24 protein-coding genes are annotated in these 24,044 nt (G+C 54.4%); 14 read left to right on the top strand and 10 right to left on the bottom strand.

Features of this window, described 5'->3' with window-relative positions:
• Positions 1-792: 792 nt before the first annotated feature.
• Genes gspD through gspG form a run of 5 tightly spaced genes read right to left on the bottom strand, consistent with a single transcriptional unit; the run spans position 793 to position 6,244 of the window.
• Positions 793-3,162, bottom strand: coding sequence for a type II secretion system secretin GspD (gene gspD, locus BLU71_RS06725; RefSeq protein ID WP_083352617.1), 2,370 nt, complete (start codon positions 3,160-3,162; stop codon positions 793-795).
• Complete coding sequence (gspM, locus tag BLU71_RS06720; protein ID WP_083352616.1) at positions 3,159-3,707, bottom strand: type II secretion system protein GspM; 549 nt, start codon at positions 3,705-3,707, stop codon at positions 3,159-3,161. Before gspM ends, gspD begins: the two co-directional genes overlap by 4 nt.
• Positions 3,700-4,821, bottom strand: coding sequence for a type II secretion system protein GspL (gspL, locus tag BLU71_RS06715; protein WP_083352615.1), 1,122 nt, complete (start codon positions 4,819-4,821; stop codon positions 3,700-3,702). Before gspL ends, gspM begins: the two co-directional genes overlap by 8 nt.
• Positions 4,818-5,738: a type II secretion system minor pseudopilin GspK gene (gene gspK, locus BLU71_RS06710; protein ID WP_083352614.1), complete on the bottom strand. Its 921-nt coding sequence runs from the start codon at positions 5,736-5,738 to the stop codon at positions 4,818-4,820. Before gspK ends, gspL begins: the two co-directional genes overlap by 4 nt.
• A gap of 47 nt (positions 5,739-5,785) precedes the next feature.
• On the bottom strand, positions 5,786-6,244 hold the full coding sequence (gene gspG / locus BLU71_RS06705; RefSeq protein ID WP_042606813.1) for a type II secretion system major pseudopilin GspG: 459 nt from the start codon (positions 6,242-6,244) through the stop codon (positions 5,786-5,788).
• A 148-nt stretch (positions 6,245-6,392) separates the two neighbouring features.
• Between gspG and gspI the strand changes: the two genes are divergently transcribed.
• From gspI to BLU71_RS06690, 3 genes are all read left to right on the top strand, one after another.
• Positions 6,393-6,767, top strand: a complete 375-nt coding sequence (gene gspI, locus BLU71_RS06700; protein WP_083352613.1) for a type II secretion system minor pseudopilin GspI — start codon at positions 6,393-6,395, stop codon at positions 6,765-6,767.
• A gap of 269 nt (positions 6,768-7,036) precedes the next feature.
• On the top strand, positions 7,037-7,768 hold the full coding sequence (locus BLU71_RS06695) for a hypothetical protein (protein ID WP_083352612.1): 732 nt from the start codon (positions 7,037-7,039) through the stop codon (positions 7,766-7,768).
• A gap of 38 nt (positions 7,769-7,806) precedes the next feature.
• Entirely contained in the window at positions 7,807-8,046 is a 240-nt protein-coding gene (locus BLU71_RS06690) for a hypothetical protein (protein WP_083352611.1), read from the top strand.
• Positions 8,047-8,122: 76 nt separating this feature from the next.
• On the opposite strand, the gene BLU71_RS06685 is transcribed toward BLU71_RS06690, so the two are convergent.
• Complete coding sequence (locus BLU71_RS06685) at positions 8,123-8,482, bottom strand: DUF6124 family protein (protein ID WP_016774969.1); 360 nt, start codon at positions 8,480-8,482, stop codon at positions 8,123-8,125.
• Between the two features lie 546 nt (positions 8,483-9,028).
• Between BLU71_RS06685 and BLU71_RS06680 the strand changes: the two genes are divergently transcribed.
• The 5 genes from BLU71_RS06680 (at position 9,029) to BLU71_RS06660 (ending at position 13,239) form a co-directional block, all read left to right on the top strand.
• Positions 9,029-10,171, top strand: coding sequence for an XRE family transcriptional regulator (locus tag BLU71_RS06680; RefSeq protein WP_231982474.1), 1,143 nt, complete (start codon positions 9,029-9,031; stop codon positions 10,169-10,171).
• A complete protein-coding gene (locus BLU71_RS06675; protein ID WP_034115143.1) occupies positions 10,161-10,742 on the top strand; it encodes a hypothetical protein in 582 nt (193 codons plus the stop codon). Before BLU71_RS06680 ends, BLU71_RS06675 begins: the two co-directional genes overlap by 11 nt.
• A gap of 99 nt (positions 10,743-10,841) precedes the next feature.
• Entirely contained in the window at positions 10,842-11,891 is a 1,050-nt protein-coding gene (locus BLU71_RS06670; RefSeq protein WP_231982469.1) for an adenosine deaminase family protein, read from the top strand.
• The gene (locus BLU71_RS06665) at positions 11,888-12,448 is read left to right on the top strand and encodes a non-canonical purine NTP pyrophosphatase (RefSeq protein ID WP_083352610.1); all 561 of its coding nucleotides are present in this window, start codon (positions 11,888-11,890) and stop codon (positions 12,446-12,448) included. Before BLU71_RS06670 ends, BLU71_RS06665 begins: the two co-directional genes overlap by 4 nt.
• A complete protein-coding gene (locus BLU71_RS06660) occupies positions 12,445-13,239 on the top strand; it encodes an SIR2 family protein (RefSeq protein ID WP_083352609.1) in 795 nt (264 codons plus the stop codon). Before BLU71_RS06665 ends, BLU71_RS06660 begins: the two co-directional genes overlap by 4 nt.
• 286 nt (positions 13,240-13,525) lie before the next feature.
• Here the strand turns inward: BLU71_RS06660 and BLU71_RS06655 are convergent, their stop codons facing one another.
• Positions 13,526-14,740, bottom strand: coding sequence for a hypothetical protein (locus BLU71_RS06655; RefSeq protein WP_083352608.1), 1,215 nt, complete (start codon positions 14,738-14,740; stop codon positions 13,526-13,528).
• 495 nt (positions 14,741-15,235) lie between these two features.
• Positions 15,236-16,666, bottom strand: a complete 1,431-nt coding sequence (locus BLU71_RS27270) for a HEPN domain-containing protein (RefSeq protein WP_156889216.1) — start codon at positions 16,664-16,666, stop codon at positions 15,236-15,238.
• Positions 16,667-17,001: 335 nt separating this feature from the next.
• On the opposite strand from BLU71_RS27270, the gene BLU71_RS06650 reads away from it, so the two are divergent.
• The 4 genes from BLU71_RS06650 (at position 17,002) to BLU71_RS06640 (ending at position 21,017) form a co-directional block, all read left to right on the top strand.
• Positions 17,002-17,580 (top strand): hypothetical protein, encoded by a 579-nt coding sequence (locus BLU71_RS06650; RefSeq protein ID WP_083352607.1) that lies wholly within the window; start codon positions 17,002-17,004, stop codon positions 17,578-17,580.
• A 463-nt stretch (positions 17,581-18,043) separates the two neighbouring features.
• Entirely contained in the window at positions 18,044-19,177 is a 1,134-nt protein-coding gene (locus tag BLU71_RS06645; protein ID WP_083352606.1) for a hypothetical protein, read from the top strand.
• Between the two features lie 454 nt (positions 19,178-19,631).
• On the top strand, positions 19,632-19,934 hold the full coding sequence (locus BLU71_RS27265) for a hypothetical protein (RefSeq protein ID WP_156889215.1): 303 nt from the start codon (positions 19,632-19,634) through the stop codon (positions 19,932-19,934).
• Between the two features lie 504 nt (positions 19,935-20,438).
• Positions 20,439-21,017: a hypothetical protein gene (locus tag BLU71_RS06640; protein WP_083352605.1), complete on the top strand. Its 579-nt coding sequence runs from the start codon at positions 20,439-20,441 to the stop codon at positions 21,015-21,017.
• A 285-nt stretch (positions 21,018-21,302) separates the two neighbouring features.
• On the opposite strand, the gene BLU71_RS06635 is transcribed toward BLU71_RS06640, so the two are convergent.
• Entirely contained in the window at positions 21,303-21,740 is a 438-nt protein-coding gene (locus BLU71_RS06635) for a type II secretion system protein N (RefSeq protein WP_083352604.1), read from the bottom strand.
• A gap of 120 nt (positions 21,741-21,860) precedes the next feature.
• Between BLU71_RS06635 and gspH the strand changes: the two genes are divergently transcribed.
• Together gspH and BLU71_RS06625 are read left to right on the top strand one after the other, a co-directional pair.
• Positions 21,861-22,307 carry a type II secretion system minor pseudopilin GspH gene (gene gspH, locus BLU71_RS06630; RefSeq protein ID WP_083352603.1) on the top strand — a complete coding sequence of 149 codons (447 nt, stop codon included), beginning with the start codon at positions 21,861-21,863 and terminating at the stop codon, positions 22,305-22,307.
• Positions 22,304-22,912, top strand: coding sequence for a prepilin-type N-terminal cleavage/methylation domain-containing protein (locus BLU71_RS06625; RefSeq protein ID WP_083352602.1), 609 nt, complete (start codon positions 22,304-22,306; stop codon positions 22,910-22,912). The genes gspH and BLU71_RS06625 overlap by 4 nt, the downstream gene beginning before the upstream one ends.
• 180 nt (positions 22,913-23,092) lie before the next feature.
• Here BLU71_RS06625 and BLU71_RS06620 read toward each other — a convergent pair whose 3' ends face one another.
• Positions 23,093-24,031, bottom strand: coding sequence for a FecR family protein (locus tag BLU71_RS06620; RefSeq protein ID WP_083352601.1), 939 nt, complete (start codon positions 24,029-24,031; stop codon positions 23,093-23,095).
• Positions 24,032-24,044 lie beyond the last annotated feature (13 nt).

The raw sequence follows: 24,044 nt of genomic DNA, 5'->3' as shown, positions 1-24,044 counted from the left end.
AGGGAGCTTGCTCCCGCTGGGCTGCGCAGCAGACCCAAACCCGGCAAACCGGTTTTTTCAGACACACCGAGTGCAGCGAATTCGCGGCGGCTCCGCCCCCGAGCGGGAGCAAGCTCCCTCGCAGTCATCATTCGGCTCGGGGGCATGGGCACCCTTGAACAGCGAAGACCGCAGCAGAGACCATCCCTCCCAAACTCCAACACACCCCCTGTGGCGAGGGAGCTTGCTCCCGCTGGGCTGCGCAGCAGACCCAAACCCGGCAAACCGGTTTTTTCAGATACACCGAGTGCAGCGAATTCGCGGCGGCTGCGCCCCCGAGCGGGAGCAAGCTCCCTCGCCACAGTCATCATTCGGCTCAGGGGCGTGGGCACTGTTGAACAGCGAAGACCGAAGCAGAGCCCATCCCTCCCAAACGCCCACATCCCCCAGTGGCGAGGGAGCTTGCTCCCGCTGGGCTGCGCAGCAGACCCAAACCCGGCAAACCAGTTTTTTCAGATACACCGAGCACAACGGAGTTGCGGCGGCTGCGCCCCCGAGCGGGAGCAAGCTCCCTCGCCACAGTTATCATTTGGCTCAGAGGCATGGGCACTGTTGAACAGCGGAGGCCGATGCAGAGCCCCCCCCTCCCAAACGCCCACACACCCCCTGTGGCGAGGGAGCTTGCTCCCGCTGGGCTGCGCAGCAGACCCAAACCCGGCAAACCGGTTTTTTCAGGTACACCGAGTGCAGCGAATTCGCGGCGGCTGCGCCCCCGAGCGGGAGCAAGCTCCCTCGCTACAGTCATCATTGGGCTCATAGTCGTGGGCCTGCTTCGATCGGAACCGCTTTAATCGTGGCGCGAGGACCTGAAGGTGGGACGCCCTCGGCCGCCGCGGGCAATTGCGGCGCTTGCATGTCCGGCATCGCCCAGCTGCGTTCCGGTTGCAAGCCGCCCTGGGCGCGGCGCATGAAGTCGTAGCGATTGAGGGTGATGCTGCGCCCCGCTTCGCTGTCGCGGATGATGTACGGGCGCAGGAATACCATCAGGTTGGTCTTGGTGATGGCCCGGCGTTCGTTGCGAAACAGCGCGCCAAGTCCCGGAATCGTCGACAGCCACGGCACCGCATCATTGCTCTGGCTGTAACCGTCCTGCAGCAACCCGCCTAGGACCATAATCTGCCCATCGTCGAGCAGAATGCTGGTGTCGATCGCACGTTTGTTGGTGACGATGCCCGCCGAGGTCACGCTATTGGAGGCGCGCTCATCGATGCTGCTGACTTCCTGATAAATATCCAGCTTCACCGTGCCGCCCTCGGAAATCTGCGGGCGTACGTTGAGCTTGAGGCCGACTTCTTCGCGGGTCACGGTCTGGAACGGGTTGTTGCTGGTGCCCCCTCCGCCGGTGACGTAGCTGCCGCTGACAAACGGGATGGTCTGGCCGACAAATATGCTCGCCGCTTCGTTGTCCAGGGTCAGCAGGTTCGGCGTTGACAGCACGTTGGTGCCGCCCTTGCTCTTCAGCGCCCGGGCCAGCACTTTCAGGTCGAGAATCTTGCCGATGCCGGGAATGTCGACGGTGCCGTTGACGTAGCCGAGGTTCAAACCCTGCGGCAGTACGTCGATGCTGTTCTTGGCACCCGTGTTGAGACCCGCGCCGCCGAGATTGGCGCCACCGATCACGCCTTTGCCGCCAAGATTGCCGGTCTGCCATTGCACACCGAATTCACTGGCATCGTCCTCGCCAACCTCAACGATCAGGCTTTCGATCACCACTTGTGCACGGCGCTGATCAAGCAAATCGATGACCTCGCGCAAGTTGCGATACAGCGGCTCCGGTGCGGAAATCAGCAGCGTGTTGGTGGTGGCATCCGCCTGAATCGTCACGCCACCAGCGCTGAAAGCCACGTTCTGTTCGCTACTCTGCGTACCGCCATTGCTGGCCGCACCGCCACTGCCCTGCGCATAGCTGCCGCCAGTTCCGCCGCTGCCAGTCGACGTTGTCGTGCCCGTGCTCGGCGTGCTGCTCTGGCCGTTCTGCCCGGCATTGCCGCCGGTGCTGCTGCCCATCGCGCTGAGCACCGATCGCGCCGCGTCGCTGCTGCCGCTGTCGCTCTCGCCGGTGAGCAAACCGCGCAACGCCTGCGCCAGTTTCGCCGCTTGCGCGTTGCGCAGATAAACCACATGCAGATTGCTCGGATTGCTCTGCGCATTGTCGAGTTTGTAGATCAGGTTGCGCGCCAGCTCGGTGCGCTCGGGGCTGCCGGCGCGGATGATGATGGTGTTCGAGCGCGGGTCGCCAATCACCGCGATTTTCTGCGTCGGATCGTTACCCGGTGCGTCGAGCAAGTCAGCCACCATCGGTGCGATATCGGCAGCGATGCCGTTCTGGATCTGCACCACATCGGTGTCGATCGCGCTCGGCGTGTCGATGCTCTCGATCAGTTGCGCGACGCGGGTAAGGTTCTCGGCGTAGTCGGTGATCACCACGGTGTTGTTGCCCGGATAGGCATTGATCGGATTGTTCGGCGAAACGATCGGGCGCAGCACCGGGATCAGGTTTACCGCGTTCTCGTATTGCAGGCGGAACGTGCGCGTGAGCATGCCGTTGCCGGCCGGTTTGTCGGCGCTGTAGATCGGCCCGCCGAGCAGTTTGGCGTCGGCCTCGGGAACCACCTGCGCAACGCCGCCGACATCGACCACGCTGAAGCCTTGCATGCGCAACGCCGCGAGCAGCATGTCGTAAGCCTGACGGGCCGGCACCTGACCTTCCGAGACCAGGGTCAGATTGCCCTTGACCCGTGGATCGATGAGAAACTGCTGCCCGGTGGCACGCGACAGCGCACGCACCACCGCCTGAATATCCGCCTCGACGAAATTCAGCGTGACCGGCTGCTCGCCCAACGGATTACGCGCGACCGAGTTGCTCGGCGCGCCACCGCTACTGCGCCCGCGCTGACTGATGTTGTGCAATTGCTTCGGCACCGGCCGCGCCTGGGCCTGCGCACGCTCGCGATCGGCCACCGCATCGCCGCTGCGCTGGGTGTTGGCCAGCGGCCTGCCGAGTTCACTGTCGACCAATAACGGCGGCTGATTGTGCGGCGCCGTCGTGCTGTTGCACGCGCTCAATGCCATCAGCAACAACGGCAGCGCCAGACGTGCCGGTTTGCAGCGTGACTCCTTCATGAAGCTTCCTTAGCGCCCTGCGCCTGATCCATGCGAACGGTGCCTGACAATGTGCCGGCGGTGACGTCGGTCGAGGCCTCACTTGCGCGCTGCAACTGCGCCTCGACCACCTGCAGAGAAAGTTGTGACGGCTGGCTGAGCAGCCAGTCCAGCAGCACATCGGCCGGCGCGGCGTCGACATTCAACTGCCACGCCCCGCCGTCTGCCGCTTGTAATTGGTAATGCCCGGCCAGCCCCGCCGCTTGCAGACTTTGCTCCAGCGACTCGCCAACGCTTTGCCCTTGCGGACGCACATTGACGCTGCGCAACAGCACTTCCAGCGCCTCGGTTTGCGCGCGCAACTTGGGCGTTTCGCTCTGCCAAAAAGTGATCCTGGCCAACGGCGGCTTGACCAGCGTCAGCCAGATCAGCAGACCGACGAGCACCGCCGCCATGCCGGCGACCATGCGTTTTTCACGCAGCGCCAACGGCTGCCAACGCGCCTGCAACTGGCTGCTGAAGCGCTGCCAGCGCGCACGGTAAATCGCCAGCGTCGCTCTACTCATCGTCTGCTCCGCTGTCGTCGTCTTCGTTGGTGTTGGCGGTGGATTCATCGGTCGGGCGCAAGGTCCAGCCTTGGTCATCGGCGGTGACGCTGATGCCGGCCTGGGCCAAGGTGCTTTGCCAGTCCATGTCGCTACCGCCACGGTTTGCATCGCTGAGTAGCGCCAGTTGCAAGACACCGTCGCGGAAAGTCAGGCGCTCGACACTGCCGGCCATGAACGGCATGCCTGTACCGGCCTGCAACACCAGCCGATTGAAGTTCTGCGCCGGGTCATCGACCGCGCCTTTTTGCCGCTGCTCCAGTTGCTGACGCGCCTGTTGCAGCGGGTTGAGAATCACCGGTAATTCGGGAAACGCCTGTTTCACCCGCTGACTCATCTGCGCCTTCAACTGCTGGCCCTGACGCGCTTCGCGAGCGGCGTACAGATTCAGCCCGACCACCCAAACGACCACGGCCAAAGCCACACAGCCGAGCGCACGACCCCAGCCGCGTTGTTCGCCGCCGGTTTGCTGCAGACCACCGTGCAAACCCCAACCGGGCAAGGGACCGATCCAGCGTTGTGCTGAACCGGCTTCAAACGATGCCTCATCAACTTCGTCACCGAGCAACGGCTCAACCTGCGCGTTATTCAAACTCTCGCGTTTGAGTACGTGACCGTCCGCTACACAAGCGACAACCCCCGGCAGAACCGGCAGGCTATACGGCGCCGGATACAAACCGCGCAGACTCAACCCTGCCTGCTTCAGCACCTTAGCCAGACGCTGCAAGTGCTGCCGCGAGACCCAGGCAATCTGCACCTGCCCGCCCTCATCGCGAGGGCTGTGGCCGATATGCATCTGGCTGCTGTCGCCGAGCATCAACGCCTGCGCCGCGCACTGCACAGCGGCCGCCGTTTTGTTCGCGGGCAGCGGCGGCAGATCAATGCTGGCGAGCAGGCTGTCGGCCGGATGCAGAAAACACAGCAGCGGCGGTTGCTTTGGCCGTTGCCCCAACTCGATAAGACTCAGCCGCTCTTCATGAGTGACCTGCCCCTGACGATCCAGCCAGGCGCAGCTCACTTCGCTGTGCAACTCCAGCTCCGCCAGCGGCAGCAAAGCGACGCGCAACTGGCTCATGCGCCCACCCGCGACCAGATCACCTGCGGCAGGCGATCTTCACTACGGTGCAGCAAAGCGTCGAGGCTGACCCGGCGCTGATCCCGTCGCGCCTCACCGCGCAAACGAAACCAGTCACTGGTGATGCCGACCTTGACGCTGCTCATTTCCAGCTGCGGCATGCGCAAGCGGTTCACAAAATCGCCGCGATTGATAAACCAGCGCCCCGCGTCACGCTCGGCAATCAACGCCGTCGCCCGCTCCAGCGAAAGCCCCGGCACATACGCCGCCAGCACCTGCGCCGTAGCGGTATTGCCGTTGATCCACGTCGTCGCCGGAATTACCGTCACGTACGGCGCCAGTTGGCCGATCAGTGCATCGGTGACCCCTTCGACGCTGCGCAGATCATCGAGTGTGCGCAGCATCGGCACCTTCGGCGGTTGCGGTTTATGCGCGGCATCCGGCGAAGTCGCGCGGCCACTGTCGAAACCCGCTTTGCCAGTCGCACCAATTTGCGCATTGAGCAAATGCGGATAACCGGCAATCACCCGCTGACGGATGCGCTGGCTGACAACGCCACTCACGCCGACGAGCTCGCACAAACGCTCGAACGCCTGCACTTGCGCCGCATCGATCCGCTCATTGGCCACCAGATTGCGCAGGTTGAACTTGCCCTGCTCGTCCTCCAGCCGCCCGGCAAAACCCGCCGCCAGCAGCGGCTGCGCCCAGGGCTGATCACGCCGGGTCAACGGATCACGCAGGCGCGCATCCCAGAGCAACTGCCGGCTGATCTCCAGACCACCCTGCGCCACCCAACGCCCCTGCACCCGCTGCTGATCGGCCTCCAGCGCCCGGGTCGCCACGCTCTGACGCGTCAACATCCCCGCCGCAATCACCGCCACCACCGCCGCAATCAACAAAGCGCTGATAATCGCCATGCCCCGTTGCTTCGCCCCGTTGAGCGAACCTGTGTTCACGGCCGGCCTTACAACTGCCAGGAACCGATATCGGCATTCACGCCATCGCCGTCAGGCTGACCATCGGCGCCGAGGGAAAAGATATCGACCTCACCATTCGCGCCCGGGTTGAGGTACTGATAAGGCCGGCCCCACGGGTCGTTCGGCAAACGCTCCAGATACGAACGCCAGTTGCTGTTCTTCGCATCCGCCGGCCGCTCGACCAGCACCTTCAGCCCCTGATTCATGCTCGGATAGGTGCCGTGATCGAGGCGATACAACTTCAACGCCTGCATCAACCCACCAATATCCTGCTTCGCCGCCGTCGCCCGCGCCTGATCCGGCCGGTCGAGCACCTTGGGCACCACCATCGCCGCCAGAATCCCCAGAATCACCACCACCACCATGATCTCGATCAAGGTAAAACCCTGCTGGCTACGCGGCATGCGCGGCGACTGACTGAGCGTTTTCAAAGGTGCGATATCCATCTCGACATTCCCTGGCTTGACCTGATTTCGACGCGCAGTGTTGCAAGAAGATATGTCAGGGATGTTGAAAATCCTCGGGTGTTTCCGTCGTCAAGCCGTCAAGGACGGGGGTTAGCGTCGAGGGCTGGGTTTTGCTTTTGGGCCATGTATGCGCGCGCGTTCGCGAGAGGAAGGATTCACTCTGATTGAAGTGCTGGTGGCACTGGCAATCATCGCCGTCGCCATGTCCGCCGCCGTGCGCGTGGCCGGGTTGATGACGCAGAGTAATGGGCTGTTGCGGGATCGATCGATCGCGTTGATTGCCGCGCAGAGCCGGATGGCTGAGCTACGGCTGGAAGGTCGATTGCCGAATGGGGTGAAGGCTGTTGAATGTGATCAAGGGCGGCTTATGTTGCGCTGCGAACAGGTGATCGCCAGCGCAGAACATGGACGGCTGCTCAAGGTTGGAATCCAAGTATTCGACCGCAATCAAGACGCCCCGCCACTCGCAAAACTCGAGACCCTACTGACCCGCCCACCGTAGGAGCTGCCGAAGGCTGCGATCTTTTGATCTTCCTCCCGCAATAAACACAAATCCCCCTGTGGGAGCGAGCCTGCTCGCGAATGCGCAGTATCAGGCACCGAAATGGTCACATGTGCCACCGCCAGCCTCGCCAGCCAGGTTCCACAAATTTGAGCGTTCATGACGGTCTCCAATCCGGCTTCAAAATCCCGTCGCTAGTATTGAAAAATAATGATGTGATTACGGTTGAGCCAAAAGTGTTGGCCTGAGAAAACAACCTAAGGATGGCTATGAGCAAATCTACAGTCCGTTTTGCACCATGGGTCGGCGCCCATTACGAGCGCGGCATCCACGGTCTACGCATTCTCGTGGTCTGCGAATCTCACTATGGCGCCAAAGAACATGAACGCCCGACAGCCACACCCGAGGTATTGAAGGCCCTGGCCTTGGGTCAGAAACACCCTCAAGCGACAGCTAAGCTTCGGCAACATGCACATTTCACCAAAATAATGGCTTCTATCCTGAATGCTAAAAAGCACTTTTCCAAAGCAGATAGGAGTGATTTTTGGCATAGCATTGCCTACTACAATTTCATCCAAGAGTTTTTACCCGGCATCCGCAAACCGCCATCGGCCGCAGCTTGGGAGAAAGGTAAACAATCGTTTACTGAAGTCTTGGAGGTGCTGGCACCAGAGTTGATCGTCTGCTTCAGCAAACGAAACAGAGGTCGAGTTACCGCGCTAGCGGGCGGTATACCTGTGGCAGTGGTTAATCACCCTTCTTCGCAGTTTGCTTACTCCAAAGTCAATCCCATCATCGCTAAACAGATCAAGCAGGCATTGGCGCGCAAGGCGCAACTAACAGATTTCGCCAGTACCAGCGTTCTGTATTCACGTTGGTGCGAGGCCACAGCTTCCGCCTTGCCTACACCAGGAAAACGTCTTTCGGTTTCGGACGAGCTTGAGCTAATTGCGAAGCGCAGGGAATCGATGGCTGCGGTCGACGAAGCTGCACTGGCGTAGATCAGCGCCATAAAGGCAGGGGAAAACGAGCTATGAGTATGAAACATGAACTTTGGTTGGAACCTGATGGTTGCCAGACTTTCTGCCTGGCCGGAATTCACGGTGATGACGCGCGCAGTCTACTTTCACCAAACTCCCAGCTGATCTGGACAGTCGAAGCTGACAGTTACTTCGAGGCGATGACCAAATACTATTCCTTCATGGAGTGGGGTGAATACCGGACAGACTTTCCGGAGCATGATCAGATGTCCTACGCAGAGCACGGATGGGATGAGTAACGGGGCCACGAGATAGGATCGCGAAGGCGCCAGCTCTGACGACAAATCACCTTTCTGGCGCCCACGGACATCTACCTCACCCCGCCACCTCCAAATTATCCATCACCCGATTCACCGCCAGCTCCCCCAACATGATCAGTTGAGCAACCCCCAACAACGCCCGCCGCTGCGGCGCCGGCAACAGACTGGAAATGTCCTGAGCAATCGTCTTCGCCGAAGCCAGCGTTTCACTCGCATCGGCCAGCAGTTCTTCATTCTTGGTATCCGCCGTTACCGCATACATCCCACGTGCCTTGCGCGGCGGAGGCAGGAGATTGTTGGGCGACAGGTAATGATCGAGCGCGCGGTCGGCGGCTTCGTGGAGCTTGTTTGAATCGAGGGATTCGTACGGAGACGTGGGGTCGGTTTCGGGTGGGTTGGGTGTTGGTTTGATCATGGTAAAGCTCCTTGATGACTGGAGCCGCCACCGTTCGCGGTCAAACAAACAGGGTGGCAGCTGTACGCGGGTTGACCGACCGGACATCAAGGAATCCGGCACACCCGAAGGTGTCCCACGCACAGCCACCGCAACAGAAATTCAGACAATGCCTGAATACGTGCAGAACGCTGGCGCGCCTTGATATTGGGCGGACGGTCAAATCCGATCGCTGATTCGTCAGCGACCGCACCACAATAGAACCCGCCCCCTAGGCGCACAAGCCGGCGGATTCTGGCTTAGCTGTAGGCAAAGGCGCAAGGATATGTAGCCTGGGAGAGTGACTGGAGATGTCTTTTTAAACGCTTGTGTTTACTAGGAGCAATCGCGCCACATTGGGCGGGGCAGATTCTTCCCGCGTCGGCCTGTTGAGCTTACTTTCACGCGTGCAAACGGGTGCTATCGGCCAAAAGCGGCCTTTGATCATCGGCAAAATCAGGATCTATTCAGACTGGAATGAACGGGCTACTACATTTAGGATCGTCATGCCCCACAAGGAGAACGGGTATGACAATAAACCTGATAGCGTTGGGCTCGAAGTTGTCTCGCTATCGCGAACAGCTTCAGCTGAGTACTGAGGAAGTGAGTTCGGCCATTCGCATCTCTCCCGACCGATTACGGTCCGTTGAGGCGGGTATTTTGGAGCCCTCGGGCGATGAGGTGCTTATGCTGGCCGATCTCTATCGTTGTGACTTCAAATTCTTCATCTCGAATGAGCAGCTAGCTCCGTTTGAGCAGACGGATATTCTTTATCGTAAGCACGGTAGTGAGTTCACCAAGGACGATCGCAGGGCCATTCAAGAGTTTCTTTACCTCTGCGAAACTGAGCACTTCCTGATGGAGGAGCTGAATGCCACCCATCGCGAGTTCTCGGCCCCCCCAGTATCGGGACATTTCAAGACCGACGGGATTAAAGCGGCTGAGGCTTTCCGCCGCTTCAATCAGCACCAGAGCAATGAAGTTCCAAGGGATGTTTACAGTGAAATCCGCCAAACAGGCGTGCATGTGTTTCGCCACAAGCTAGGCAATTCCAATATCTCAGGCTTGTTTCTGGCCCATCCCAAGGCCGGCAAATGCATTCTGGTTAACTACAGCGAGGATGTGTATCGGCAGCGATTTAGTGCAGCTCATGAAATGGCACATGCGCTTTTCGATGCGAAGGGTGGCCCCAGCATCACCTATTCCCGCATTGATAAAAACGATTATGTAGAACTGCGCGCAAACACTTTTGCTTCCCGATATCTAATGCCCCCGGAAGTCCTCCGGCAGCTTCCCAATCCCGAGCGATGGACCCCAGCCGACGCCGGGCATTGGGCACAAGAGCTTCGAGTAAGTTGCCATGCCTTAAGCATAGGCCTAAAGGCCGAAAGGCTCGTCAGTGAACACGCATTCCAACGAATCAAATCCGGCCGTGTTCCCCGGGCCAGCAAGATTGACCCTGAGCTGCCGGCTCATCTGACAGACCGGCAGCTAGAACGCAAAATGCGTCTATTGGAAAGAGGGCTTTCTAGTAGCTACGTCGCGCTATGTTTGGATGCCGCGAGCCAGGGGCTTATAACTCAAGGCCGTCTAGCTGAGGCACTTCTGTGTGACTCCGCAGAGCTGCAGGGTTTGCTCGCTCTTTACGGGAGGGCGCCCAATGTCGATTGATCCGTCCCGCTTCCACCCCATCAACGTGACAGATACGTGTTCGGTCTGGAATCTCTTATCTTCAGTCACGTTGTACAGAGCTGCGCTCGCCGCTCAATGCCACTTCTGTGTCACCGGTTTCGTGAACTATGAGTGTTTAATCAAGCCTCGCACGTTGCCAACCGCTGTCACCCGTGAGCTTCAACATCGATTGGAAGAGGCGCGTTGCGCCGGCCAGTTCGAAATCCATTCCTGTAACCTGGACGACCTTCAGATCATCAGTATGCTGGAAGGCCGTAAGCGACTGGGTAAGGGCGAACTGTCATCAATCGCCTTCGCTATGGGCCGCGGCCTAGCTGTGCTAACGGATGACCAAGGGGCAAGGAAGCTATCATCGGCAGCAGGTAACCACCCTACGCAGACGACTCCTCACCTGCACAGCTGGCTGATCTTTACAAGGAAGCTTGATGACTCAGACCACTCGAATGTGCTGAGCCAACACCGTCAAATGGAAGGCAGCCTGGCGCGTCATCTCCAGGATGCGTATTTCCTAGCGCTTCAATGCGCTCGCAACGCATTACCTCCAACTTAGGCTGAATCTGCCTCACCGTTGCGTCAACGCAGTATCCAGTACCTAACCGGCCAACCTATACCCACGTATGACGCTCGTTGAGCAAACTAAGGAAAGTTATTGAACCAGAGCCAACCCCATTTACCTTGGATGCAGGGCGGTGTCAGCAGAGGCAACGAGGCAGAACACGGCAAGGCGAAGGCAGCCAGTGCACGCGACCGAGGAGAACTCCACGTGCACTTCAATGGAGCGATTCCCACACCTATAATTCGAGAGATTCTAGCCGACGAAGCAACCGAGCTGCCGCCCGGGTTTCTGATCGAGCGTGACCTGCTTCGAAACACTCCCTGCCAGTCCTTGGCGTCATACTTAACTCCGTGGCAGGCACTGAGGCTCTTTCCCAAGAAGCGCGAGAACTTGGATCGCATTTCCAGGGCAGTCTTCGCTGGCTTCGTGGAGAACGGAATACGCTTTGTCGAACTACGAAGCAGCGTCTTGTACCTCGCCCATCTGCAGAATTGTTCGCCCACACAAGCGCTAGAACATCTGATCGAATCAACCAGACACGCCGCGCATTGCCACGGCATTCATCGCGGTCTGATTCTTACAGTGACGCGCGGCGACTACGGTGCGGTTTGCCTTTCCACACTACTACAGGCCTATCAAGACCTCGGTGAGCCGAAAGACGTGGTGGGGCTCGATCTTGCGGGTGATGAGGAAATCGCCTATCCATCGGAGTTGCCGTCACTCTTCCGAAAGGCAAAAGATCGATTCGGACTCGGGGTCACCATACATGCCGGAGAAACCGGCCGCGTGGAAAACGTTCGGGCTGCTGTTGAGTTATTTGGTGCCGATCGTATTGGCCATGGGACAGCAGCAGGTAAGGATCCTCACCTGCTAGACAAATTGGGAAAGCAGGACATCTGCATCGAGGTATGCCCGATTAGCAACAGACTAACCGGCGCGGTACCTTTCGATGAAGCCCATCCTCTTCAAGAATTTCGGCGCTTTGGGGTTCCGTTTGTTATCTGCTCAGACAACCCTGCAATTCATCAGCGCGGTCTTGTGGATGAACAAAGGATCGCGCTGGATGAGGGCCTTACCGCCAGCGACCTGGACCGGCAGTACGAAGCAGCTAAGCGCTACTCATTCATAAGGGATCTAGATTGAAAATTCGATTCATGTCTGGAAATGCGCACAAGATCGCCGAGGTGCAACGGATCTTGGTACAGGCTGGTGTGGAAATAGTGCCTGTATCAAGAAAGATTGAGGAGTTGCAGACCGAAGATGTTGATCGCTTAGTACGGGACAAGCTGATTAAGGCATTCGAGGTTATCGGCCGTCCTCTTTTCGTAGAGCACACTGGCCTGTACTTGAGAGGTCTCAACGATTTACCGGCAGGATTGACTCAAATCTTTTGGGACAAGCTGGAGGCGGATCGCTTCGTCAACCTCGTCGCGGGCCTCGGAGATACGACTGTAATGGCGAAGACGGTACTCGGCTATTGTGATGGGCGCGAGATTCGCCTGTTCGAAGGTTCCATTGAAGGAACAGTGCCACCTGCGCCGGTTGGCCCAAGGGGCTTCCAGTGGGACTGCGTTTTCGTTCCGAATGGACACATCCAAACCTTCGCTGAAATGGGTGAGGCCAAAGACGAAATTTCAATGCGTCGCAAAGCCCTTGACCATTTCGCGGCATACCTCAATTCCGTAAGAGGCGTGAAATGAACGCTGAACTACTTCACGCTCACCGCACCAACAAGCTGATGCTTTTTGTAGGTTCCGGAGTGTCTGCCAATCTCAACCTGCCGACCTGGAGCCAGCTGACAGCACACATCGCAACGGAACTGGGTTACGACCCTAAGATTTTCGATACCTACGGCTCCAACCTAGCTCTTGCGGAGTTCTACAAGAAGAAAAAAGGAAGTATGGGGCCGCTAAGAAGCTGGATGGACCGTGAATGGCACAGGCCCGATACAGATATCACTCAATCGGAGATTCATCGGCTGATTACCCTAGGGAAATTCTCGCGGATCTACACAACCAACTACGACCGGTGGCTGGAAATCGCCCATGAAAAATTCGGCGTTCCCTACGATAAAGTCGCAAGCGTAGCCGACCTCGTGTCCGTTACAGACGGCCGTCGCCAGATTGTGAAGTTCCATGGGGACTTCGATGACGACGCATCAATCGTCCTTGATGAGACCAGCTATTTCCAGAGGTTAAATTATGACTCGCCATTGGACATCAAACTCAGCAACGATGTCTTAGGGAACTCAGTTCTCTTCATCGGATACAGCCTATCCGACATCAATATCCGACTCCTTTTTTATCGACTGACAGAGATGTGGGGCCGTTCCGCCATCTCGTCTGCAAGACCCAAGTCCTACGTGTTTACGAACCGACCCAACCCGGTTGCACAGGAGGTTTTGGGGCAATGGGGAATCGAGATGATTGTTTCAGAGGAGGACGACCCGAAGAAAGCACTGACCGATTTCCTTAAGGAACTTGTGAGTTAATTAAGGCTGGCCGCGATTGGGTGGCTATTTTCTTTAAGGATGGAGTCAACCCGGAATTTGCAGGCGTTGCTGGGTGGCCGCTTCTGCCGGTTTGCTGCTCTTTGCGGCGGGCAGCTAACGACCCATAGCGGTCGTTCAAAATGGGCAACTGATGGTCATAAGCTGCAAGTAAACGCCTACAACCAAGAAATAGAGGGATAAGGGGGCAGATTTAGTTCAAACCTCATATCCCTCAAAAATAGAGCTGGCCCGTTTTGAGCCTGTGCGTCAACTATTGACGCGCCCGCTATCTATTGCGTTTGCGAGAGGCTTTCGCAATTTTCCTTGTTTGCTTTTTTTGAGACTTTGCGCCCTCCCTTTTTTTCCTGATATTGGCCACTTTCCTTAGCTCTTTCGCACAGTATTCGGGGTTGAACCTCTCGAAGGTCTCTGTTTTCAACTGGTCGATTAACAAAGGAGGTAAGATATTGGTGTGAAATCGCGAGACTATGAGTGGATGATTTCCTTGCTGGTAGCACCCACAGGCATCCTTGGAGAACTGAGCCAACTGGGAAAATAGCTCTATATCAAGAGGGTTGCTGGCATATGGGTTGTGGAACACATACAGGCCGTCCAGCAAGGTCTCCGGGTTGTCCGAAGTAACCTCATGTAGCCGAAAGTGAGGTTGCTCAGTAACATACCTGACATTTAAGATACTGTCGAAGGTGGGGTTGTTGGATTTGTAGAGAGAGACGAGCTTTCCTAGGGTTAGCGTGCTGCTGAAAATCACAGCGGAAACTTCATGGTGTGAGGCGTCAGTAAATAATCCCAGGTTTATGTCTGCATTTGTTCCTGGTTTTTTAATTGAGGATTTACTTGCGTACTTTTTAGTCAGTGGATCGAAATACTGACCGTAAAGCAAGGCATTCATCGAGTAGGTGAATTCTCGGCCATACGAAATTTGATCATAAGAAGAAATTGCTATAATATACGGTGTGTTTTGATCGACCCAGTCACATTCAACGTAACCCTTGGTTTTTTTGCCTTTATTTTCAAATCCACGATATTTCTTTAGCTTAGAAAAGAAGGCGCTAGAGTGCCGGACAATGGCTTCATCAATAAGCTCAGCAAATTCTTCGCGGGTAGAAATAGGATGCAAGTTCCGTTCGACATCCTCAATAGTTCTATGCTCTTCGGACTTTCCGTCTTTGCGAATTTCAGAAACTACGGCTTCAATGTAAAAATTGGCAGGCTCTCTAATGATGAAGTCCGGCCGGCTATGCAAGGTGCATTGAGTAAAACCTAGTTCCTTAAGTACAGCATGAAGGTACAACTCCCAGAACGTTGAGTGGAAGGTTGTTTGGAATTCAGTTTTTGCCTTCTTATCTTTGTCATGAAAATCCTGTCCCCAGCCAGAGATTACCTCCTTGGCCCCCATGTAGCCAAACTGGTTGCACAAGTCATTAAACTTTGGATGCAAGGTATCCAAATCGGTATTTTTATCAATCTCGAAGAAGTTCATTAGACTCGTCCTTGTCCATCTTTAAATTTAATTTTGTTTTACGGAGTTATTTTTGCATGCTAGTCAATATTTTAGCTATGCATTAATGCACGAAATTAACAGTAAGCTATGTAGTGCGTCAGCACACGAAGATGGTTCGTTGAATAGACCGCTCTAGGCCTTGGGCCATCAAGAATCGTGAAGCACGACCTTCGCAGCCTATCACACAAGGATAATGTCACCATACCATAAACACCTAACGTCCTCCGAAGACGTCCTAGGACTAGTAGTGAGCAAGTTCAGTCGATTCTACCGACTCCGATCGGCAGGTCGAAAGCCGCCGTTCGCAAGTGACCGCTTTCGACCCATAGCTGCCCTTCGGAACGGGCGGAGACTAGGCCGGTAACAGTCATGTGACGATGCCCCGCACTTTAGAAGCAGGAGTCAATTGTTATGCGGTATGCGCCTGGTTCCTCTTACTTTTGAGAATTCGGTCAAGAATTAATTTAGTTCGCTCTACTTGATATGGAGCCCAACTTCGTTGAGGGTGTATTTGATTCTACTGGACGCGCGACCAGTGCTGAGCATGTTAAGTAAAAGCGAGTCATTTACTCCGCATAGTTTGAGAATTATAGCGGGATAGATATTACTAAGCGCATTGTTGAGCGAGTAGATTTTTGCCAGAAAATCTCCATAACCTCCTGGCGTACGCTGCCCTCCAAAATGTGAAATATCATTACGTTTGCCAGCGCACTCGTTACAAAAATCGCGAAGTGATTCTGCTGGAAAATTTAACGGCAAAAGTTTTATACATTCAACCAAGCGTTCGGCGAGAGAGGGTTCGGCAGAATGCTCAAGTTTAGCTTCCAACCATTTTCGATCCTTGGCCACTGTAATTTGCCCAATAATGCGTTGAGCTTTCAGCTCTAGCTTCGTCGGAGGTGCGTCTTTATTTAGTGTGCGATGCAACGATTCGAGCCCCCATATTAAATTAACAAATCGATGCTCAACGTATAGCTCGACGCCACGGCGCGTTCCTAGATATAGGCTCATTCCGGGCCCTAACTCCTCCCTTTTAATTTGCCACTGTTGAAAAAGACGACCAAATTCTTTTCGAATAGCTGGGAATGTTAACAAGCAATTATGACGTATGGGTGGAGCGGCTGAGTTTCTAGATCTTAAAAAATAAAACTTATATGATTTAGTGTTGCTTGCAGTGCGACCTATTGTTAGAGATGGCCACTCCATATTATAGTCTGAACCAGTTAAAATTAAGAAAAAATCCGTAATAGAGAAAAAGTACTTTTTAAGCTCTGATGATGTTTTCTTGGGTTTGGATAGGTACTTAAAGCTGATTCTCTCAGTGATGTTTATCACGTGATTTAGTTGATTGCCGAACATTGGGGCAAGCAAGTCAAACTCTATTGATATAGTACTGCTGTCTTCTAGCGTGTATTTAATATTTTTCTGTGTCTTGTGGGTTGCTGTTAGCTTTCTTTTTGTTCTACTCGTCTCAATGGAGCCTAAGCCTAGCCATTCCTCAAATCCAGTCAGCGGAATTGAAAGACCGTCAAACATTATTTCCCCTTTCGCTTCGGGGAGCGGTTTAGAACCAATTAAGCAATTTGTTGCTCCATAGTTTTCATAAGAAATTCCACCAAAGGATGCTTTTCCTCCTTGGGTATAGACGTCCGTCAGTAGCACATGCTCGCTTGAGTTTTTGAGCCGGCCTTCAATATCAGGGCATGAATTTCCCGACCCCACAAAAATTCTGGACATCGGGTGATCCGCTGAGGGTAAATACCCATGCAGCTCAATGCTTATTCGTCCGTCATCAGTAATTATCAAATCACCTGCTACTGCTGACTCCGGGACAATGTCGTCCTCAGGAATAGGCTCGTTTCGCCACCAAAAGTAGCCGCTTTCCTCAATCGTCTTGCTTTCCATAATCAACCCTATTTTTCATGTTTGGATGCTTGTAGGCTTGGCAGGCTACACAGCGAGACCTCAAGGTAGCCAGTAAAAGGGCTCACGTCGACTGCCCTACTGATTGCCTCAACGCGACTAATGCAGGAATAAGAAAGGTCGTTTCGACCTCCCTTATGCGCTGCATGCCTAGACAAGTGGCAGCGTTCGCCATCTGACGAAACCAGAGACGCGTAAGTCGTCTGCTTTTGGCCGTTTTCTGACGGTCTAGAATACAAAGTGATGGTCAAGTCAGTAAAATTACTGACGCCTGACAGAGTGCTATGATAAGGCCATTATTGAATAGGTACGTGTGTATGAGCTTCCTTGAAACGTATGGCAAAGAGATCTTTGCGGTGATCGTAGCAGCAGTTCCTTGGCTGCTTGATCGATTCAAAGGAAAGGCCCGTCTTCAGTACTCTCAGTCGCACAGCCATAATTTTTTGGTGCAGCAGCCACTTTTCAATCCGGATGGGGAGCTAGTTCGTGAGGTGCAAACGGCGAACACAAGATCGTTCATTGTGCACAACGCTGGTCGCGAAACGTCGACAAAGGTCGAGATTGTCTTCAATTGGAAACCGATCTGTAATATTTTGCCCTTAAGGCATCATACAGAACACGTAATGCCTGATAACCGCTACGCAATTGTGTTTGACAGCCTCTCTCCAAAAGAAAGTATAAGTATCCATATCCTCGCCGTGAATGAAGAGCTACCGATGCTCACGACTGTTCGAAGTGACCAAGCGGTTGCTGAATATGTGGACACGCATCCCATGCAAATTGTCAGCAGATTCAAAATCCGCATCTTTACCGCGATGTTCTACATTGGGCTTTTCACCTGCGTTTACATGCTTCTTCTTGGCGTGCAAAAACTAGGGCTGATACCTGCTACATAGAATCCCTTTTTTCTCCCAATACGTATTTTGAACGTGGCTCATTCAGCTTTGCCAGACATACGCAGTAAATGCTCTCTGTCGTACAACGAGGTGGCTGCGGATGGCTAGTGCGGTGTTTTATCTACCAAAGCCAATAACGACTTGATTTTAGATTCGACTCGCTTCAGCGCCTTGAAGAGTTTAAGGCTGATTCAGCTTTCAAGTATTTTGTAGTTTTGTGTTTGGAGGATATTAATAATATAGACATGAAAAGATGTCAGGTGGTGCGCATTTCCAAACAATTGGAGAGATACACCAAGCTTTTAAGAATGAGCAATGCGCTTACTCCTGAAAAGTGAGCTATCTGATAAGTAGGCGTGATTTCTAGAGCTTCTTCGAGCACCAACGTAGACGTTGGAGGCGTGATGGGAATCGGTCGTACTGGTAAGATGCCGCCTCTCAATATTTTGGAAGGGATGCGTCTGTGAGCTTCAACAAAAAGGAAGATAGACTGAAGTCGGCTTGGATCTGGATCGGGTTCGCCGTCTTCGTTTTCGGGGTCGTCCTCTTCACTATCTATGGCGTGAAGCTAGGAGCTATCTCACATGATCACACTGCTTGGTCCAGCTTCGGTTCACTGCTGGGCGGCTTCTTCATGATTGCCAGCACAGGTGCAACGGTAGCCACGCTTTTCTTCCTTGCGCACCAGAACAAAGAGATACAGAGGGTCAACGTTTACCAGCGTGAAGTAACACAAGCTCAACTGGCTGCCATGAATTTTGAACAGTACATCAACCATCGTCGGCTCTTCATGGACCGTCTGGTGGAGCTACAGACCTCCTACGAAAACAAATTCGTCTTCGTGGATGGTGAGAGTTTGTACAACAAGATCTTCACGAAGAACGGTCCCACCAATCTTGTGTTTAAGGTTGACCTTGACGACACAGAGGATGGCGAGAACCTGCTACGCCGTATTGGCACTCGGCTGGATCGATTGGATAAATTCTTGGACCAGTCCCAATGGAATCACAATGAGACTCGCAAGCTCGTTGGTATGCTGATTGACGTGTACGGTGATCTTCAGATTCGCTGGACCGGCGAAGCCTTCGACGGCGATGTTATGTTTTTTGGAAAGCATACAGGGGTTAACATTTACTCCTTGGACGATTTTCTAGCCATAGCCAGATCTATCTATAACTCTCTTTTATTTTACACCGGCAACAAAAAATATGATGGGCTGAACAAATCAATGATGCGTTACCCTTGCGATGCCTTGATTGAATTCTTCCTGGAGTACCACAAGCTCAAAGATGCAATTGACGTGGTAAAAATAATTCCGGGTCTTGCGGTGATAGAACGTCTGTATTTGGATTTGGAATCCTTTCGAGGATTCGACAGTGATTGGCTGCTGAAGAGCACTTATTCTTCCTTGCTCGATGTGTTTAGGAGTAAGGAACACGTTAGGACGCTAAAAGATGATGTTTTTATGGCCAATTTTGTTTCAGTCGCCATGAAGGAGTGTGCTTTGGCTCTGGAGACTGTTGGTGAAGAGGGTGATAATTACCCATTGCTCCTAAAGGCTCAGGAAGAAATTAATTCGCTACATTCTCGATACTGATTTCTTCCTTTATATAGAAGCCAACCTTGTTGGCTTTTTTTACGACTGCTATTTATTGGGGACAACAATTTTGAAACCTCTTGCTGATAGATTGAGAGACGATATAGCCAAGGCTACTGAGTGACCTCGCAGAAAAGCAGAGCCCGCACATGCGGACTTTTTCTCGAGGTTCCGCACCGCCAAAAAAAGTTAGGAACGACCGACCTCTTCTGGCCGAATGCTGACTGTCGCGATAGGCAGCAATCGGCCGATTGCTGCCTGTATATACTCTCAGTCACGTTGATGACTGTGCAACGTTTATAAGCACTGCCACTGGTCGGAAAACAATGTCGCGCACTGAGTCTGCGCTATACATAAGCTTAATAAGAGGTCTCGTAAAATTTTACTAATAGCGACCAGACAGTGAGATTCCTGCATTTGTGGGAAAATCATCTCTCAAAATTGGAGGCGCAAAATGTCAGACGACGTAGCCGAAATTCAAAAAAAATTGAAAGCTGAGTTTGCCAGCGTTGAGCGAGCTGATGGATATTTGGTGATTTCAAGATATGGTTTTAAGAAGACTGAAGTTGCTGGCAAATATTATCTTGAACCCATGAGTAAAGACGAAGCCGATGCCATCCATTCTCCAGCTGCCCCCCATCCTCTAATAGGCTATTGTATTACAGCATCTGCTGGGCAATGCATTCAAGCAGACGGATGTAATTTCTGTCAATCTTATATTGCAAATGGTTCATTCTATTGTAGTTGCACGCGCTAATAGCCCGTCGGGGAACGAAAAGGGGGCTGATCTAAGATCTGTCCTTTTATCTATCGAGCAAATTTAGGAGAACGTCATGTCCAGTTGTCGGTCTATGGCGCCTCAGTGGGTAGTTGAAGAGGTACGCATTGGAGGTAGATGCTCTGATAAGTTAATCCCATTATCGCATGGGCCGATATGTTCCTGCGTGGGATATTGGAACGCATTGACCTTAGTCGGCAACCCACGCTACACGCAGATCAGCAGATCCGCTCCAATTTTCCCAAGATATTACTGTGTTTTTGGAAGAAATCTGCTCCAGAAAACATCACGTTTTTAGTTGTAACGTTCTCATAAGTCATCTCCCTGAGAAGCAATGTGCTTTGCATGTAAGAATATTCACAGCTTTTAACTGTAGTTGATCTCCCGATAAAGCATTGAGGCATTAGCGATAGTGCCATTGTTTACAATAGCGATTTAATATAACTGATAATCTGATCTCGTTTTACAATGGATTAAATTACTTTGAGTGCCGTCATTATGCCTTCATATAAATTTAAAGTCATTTCGGCATCAATTGCTGAGTTGAAAGAAAGACTTCATATTATTCACTTTTTAGCTAGACTAGTGCCCGCAAAGCCGGGAAATGATAAGCCGTATATTTACATGTTCAGATTTGGCTATGACTACACGCCGGGTAGCGGTCAAGTCGATGTGTTTGGCGGAAACTTGTGGGTCTTTCATCAAATATTGGCTCAAAGCGATAAGTTTGACGACTCAATAAATATCGTCTTGAAAAAGTCGATAGAGGAGTTTCATAGCGCTGAGTATGATAACGCCTATCACATGTATAATTATTATCCAGGAATAATAGACGGCACTCACATCGACATAATTGAAATAAAAAAAAATCTGCCCCAGAAAATTGTTACGAATTCATGTGGTCAAAAAGGATTCACTCCGAGTAATTTTGAAAGCCAGCAGGCAACTTACGAATCAGCTCGGTCGAACACGCCTCTGCTAAGATCCTGGTTCCAGCATTCGGTAATCAGCAGCCCACATCAGAGCCTCCTTGCCTATGGTTGCTTCCTTGGCAAAAGTTAGGAACGGAGCAGCACAAATCTAACCAAGATCCAGAGCGTTATCATTCGTTAAAATCTTCACGAACGCCACTAGTTTGACACCACTGTGACGTGCTTGGAGAATTTCGTTTGAACGTTCATTACGAATGTAGATAGGCGTATGAGCATCACCGGTATAACCGCGGTGCGAAGGTCGTTAGCCGTGGCCCCTTGATTCCCTTACCGATCTCAACGACAGGCAGCTATTGGCCGATAGCGGACAGACACAATTGCAACGCCAAGACCTATGGATTGTCCCTTTTCCGCTCTACAATTCGGGCCTCACTAACCTCGGCAACACCACCCCCTCCCCCAACCTCTCAACCCCCAACCGCACCCTCTCCCCACCCCGTTCAATCACCACCCCATCCCCCTCAACCCCCACCAACTTCACCCCAACCCCAACCTTCTCCCCCACCAAAAAACTCCTCGGCGCGCCATCGTTCAGACTCAATATCGCCACCGTCCCACTCCCGCCCGCGATCACCCCGCTCACCTTGATATCCACCGGTGCGGTCTCATTGGAAAACCACTGTAACGCCCGGCTATCACTCCTCCCCGCCAGCACTTGCGGTGTCGCCGCTGGTGTGTGCGATTCCGCCGATGTCAGCAGCAGCGACGACCACGTGGCGACGCCAACCAGGGCGGCGAGCAGTGCCAGGGTCTGGACGGTTTGTGCCGGGGTAATCCGTGCGGTGAATTTCATGGGTTGTCGCTCCTTGTTGTCCCTGTTGCCAGCCTACGCGGTAATTCTCTCCGTTTTATTTCACATGCCTTACATGTTCGCCGGGCACGATAGGGTGGGACGCCAAGGAGCGCGTGGGTGATGAGCAGGCAACGTGGTTTTACGTTGATCGAGTTGATGGTGGTGCTGGTGATCATCGGGATTGCCAGCGCGGCGATCAGTTTGAGTATCAAGCCTGATCCGTTGCAGTTGTTGCGCAAGGATGCCGAGCGGGTTGCGCAGTTGTTGCAGGTGGCGCAGGCGGAGGCTCGCGCCGATGGGCGGCCGATTGTGTGGGTGACGGATGCCAAGGGGTTTCGGTTTGGGCGGCGCGGGGATGATGGCGTGGGGTTTGAGTCGTTCAAGGAGGATGCGCAATTGCGGCCGCGTGCGTGGCAGAGCCCGAAGGTGGAGGTGCGGGTGGAGCCGCGGCAGACGGTGGTGTTGAATGCCGAGTGGATCAATCCGCCGTTGCGGCTGATTTTGTCTGATGGGGCCAATCGGCTGAGTGTGCTGCGCGATGGCAGTGGGCGGATGAGTATTCAATGAAGACTCAGCAAGGGTTCACTCTGATTGAGGTGATGGTCGCGATTCTGCTGATGGCGGTGGTGAGTCTGATTGCCTGGCGCGGGCTGGACAGTGTGACGCGGGCGGACAGTCATTTGCAGGCGAGCAGTGAGCAAAGCGATGGGTTGTTGCGGGTGTTGAATCAGTTGCAGCGCGATGTGGACATGCGCGCGGGGGTGGAGTTGAGCGAGCCGCGCAAGGTCGGGGCTGAGGATGAGGCGCCGACCGCGCCGCCGGCGGTGACGGTGCGCAGTAGTGACAGCAAGGGGTTTCGGCTGGACATTATTCGTAGCGCGGCGGATCAGCCGGGGGCGTTGCAGCGGGTGCGCTGGTGGGTCAAGGGGGATACGTTGTATCGGGCGGTGGCTGAGGCGCGCAGTCGCTATCCGTTGCCGGCGCCTGGGAATGGGGTTGCGGTGTTGAATGAGGTGAGTGATGTGCAGGTGCGGGTTTGGGAGGTGGATAAGGGGTGGCGGCAGTTGAGCGGGAATCGGCGGGAGGATCCGTTGGGGTTGGAGATTAGTTTGAGTCGGCAGACGGCGCAGGGGGTTGAGCGGTATCGGCAGGTGATTGGGTTGTTGCAATAGCCGGGATCACCGCGGCTTTTTTGTAGGAGTGAGCCTGCTCGCGATTGCGGTGGGTCAGTCAATGTTGTTGCCACTGGTAGACCGCTTTCGCGAGCAGGCTCGCTCCCACAGAGAGCGAAAGCAAGATCAAAAGATCGCGGCCTTCGGCAGCTCCTACAGTTGGATCGCGGTCGGCTTTGGTTAGCTGAGGACGACCACGCCGCCGGGGAGTTCGGTGCATTTGATGCCGTAGGCGTCGCGGATAAGCAATGCGACACCCGCGAGTTGGTCGAGGTTGAAGCGGGCCTGGACGCGGCGTTGGCCGAGTTCGCGGTTGAGCAGCAGGAGCATGCCGGGGCGATAGCGGTTGATTTCGTCGATCATCTGGCTGAGGGTCGCGCCGTTGAACACCAGCACTTGTTGGCGCCAGTTCATCACGGCGGCAGTGTCGACGGTTTGTACGTTGCCCACCTGACCTTTGTCGTAGGTGATTTGCTGGCCCGGTTGGAGGCGCAGGCTAAGGCCTGCAACGTCCACTTCGACCGCGCCGTCGAGGCAGGTCACGCAGACTTGCTGGTCGGTGTTGCGCAGGTTGAAGCGGGCTTGGCTGGCGCGCAACCACCCTGCTCCGGCCTGCATCGCCAGCGGCAGGCGTGCGGTTTGCACTTCGACTTCGCCGCTGACCAGTTCAAAACCCTGCACGCCGTTTTCGACGCTGCGCTGGTTGATGCGGGTCTGGGTGTTCAGTTCGAGGCTGACGCCTTGTGCCGGCTCGACCCGGCGTTGCTGGCCGACTTCGGTGATGTAGTCGGCGCCCAAGCCTTCGAAGCCGCCGGGAATCGTGCCGCGCACCAGCAGGAATGCGGCGGACGCGGCAACCGCGCCGCCGAGAAATGCCCGTCGACCGAAGCTCCGTCGGCCTTGCAAGGCTTCTGCGGCCGGTTGCAGGCGATGCCACAGGCGCTTGGTTTCTTCGAACGCCTGGGCGTGTTCGCCGCTCTGCGCACACCACTCGCGCAGGGCGCGGGCGTCGGCGACGGTGGCGCGGCCCGAGGTCAGCAGGATCAGCCAGTCGCGGGCTTCGCTGTGCAGGGACTCGTCGGCCGAAGGCTCGGCGGGTTTCAGTCGAAAGATGTTCAAACGCGCAAATTCT

Source organism: Pseudomonas moraviensis, from assembly GCF_900105805.1.
GTDB lineage: Bacteria > Pseudomonadota > Gammaproteobacteria > Pseudomonadales > Pseudomonadaceae > Aquipseudomonas > Aquipseudomonas moraviensis_A.
The sequence above is the reverse complement of the archived record's forward strand: the minus strand, read 5'-3'. Positions and strand labels throughout refer to the sequence as shown.

Bases quoted from the DNA above. Each gene is read 5' to 3' on its own strand.
- gspD (WP_083352617.1), bottom strand. From the start codon at position 3,162: ATGAAGGAGTCACGCTGCAAACCGGCACGTCTGGCGCTGCCGTTGTTG.
- gspM (WP_083352616.1), bottom strand. From the start codon at position 3,707: ATGAGTAGAGCGACGCTGGCGATTTACCGTGCGCGCTGGCAGCGCTTC.
- gspL (WP_083352615.1), bottom strand. From the start codon at position 4,821: ATGAGCCAGTTGCGCGTCGCTTTGCTGCCGCTGGCGGAGCTGGAGTTG.
- gspK (WP_083352614.1), bottom strand. From the start codon at position 5,738: ATGGCGATTATCAGCGCTTTGTTGATTGCGGCGGTGGTGGCGGTGATT.
- gspG (WP_042606813.1), bottom strand. From the start codon at position 6,244: ATGGATATCGCACCTTTGAAAACGCTCAGTCAGTCGCCGCGCATGCCG.
- gspI (WP_083352613.1), top strand. From the start codon at position 6,393: ATGCGCGCGCGTTCGCGAGAGGAAGGATTCACTCTGATTGAAGTGCTG.
- BLU71_RS06695 (WP_083352612.1), top strand. From the start codon at position 7,037: ATGAGCAAATCTACAGTCCGTTTTGCACCATGGGTCGGCGCCCATTAC.
- BLU71_RS06690 (WP_083352611.1), top strand. From the start codon at position 7,807: ATGAAACATGAACTTTGGTTGGAACCTGATGGTTGCCAGACTTTCTGC.
- BLU71_RS06685 (WP_016774969.1), bottom strand. From the start codon at position 8,482: ATGATCAAACCAACACCCAACCCACCCGAAACCGACCCCACGTCTCCG.
- BLU71_RS06680 (WP_231982474.1), top strand. From the start codon at position 9,029: ATGACAATAAACCTGATAGCGTTGGGCTCGAAGTTGTCTCGCTATCGC.
- BLU71_RS06675 (WP_034115143.1), top strand. From the start codon at position 10,161: ATGTCGATTGATCCGTCCCGCTTCCACCCCATCAACGTGACAGATACG.
- BLU71_RS06660 (WP_083352609.1), top strand. From the start codon at position 12,445: ATGAACGCTGAACTACTTCACGCTCACCGCACCAACAAGCTGATGCTT.
- BLU71_RS06655 (WP_083352608.1), bottom strand. From the start codon at position 14,740: ATGAACTTCTTCGAGATTGATAAAAATACCGATTTGGATACCTTGCAT.
- BLU71_RS27270 (WP_156889216.1), bottom strand. From the start codon at position 16,666: ATGGAAAGCAAGACGATTGAGGAAAGCGGCTACTTTTGGTGGCGAAAC.
- BLU71_RS06650 (WP_083352607.1), top strand. From the start codon at position 17,002: ATGAGCTTCCTTGAAACGTATGGCAAAGAGATCTTTGCGGTGATCGTA.
- BLU71_RS27265 (WP_156889215.1), top strand. From the start codon at position 19,632: ATGTCAGACGACGTAGCCGAAATTCAAAAAAAATTGAAAGCTGAGTTT.
- BLU71_RS06635 (WP_083352604.1), bottom strand. From the start codon at position 21,740: ATGAAATTCACCGCACGGATTACCCCGGCACAAACCGTCCAGACCCTG.
- gspH (WP_083352603.1), top strand. From the start codon at position 21,861: ATGAGCAGGCAACGTGGTTTTACGTTGATCGAGTTGATGGTGGTGCTG.
- BLU71_RS06625 (WP_083352602.1), top strand. From the start codon at position 22,304: ATGAAGACTCAGCAAGGGTTCACTCTGATTGAGGTGATGGTCGCGATT.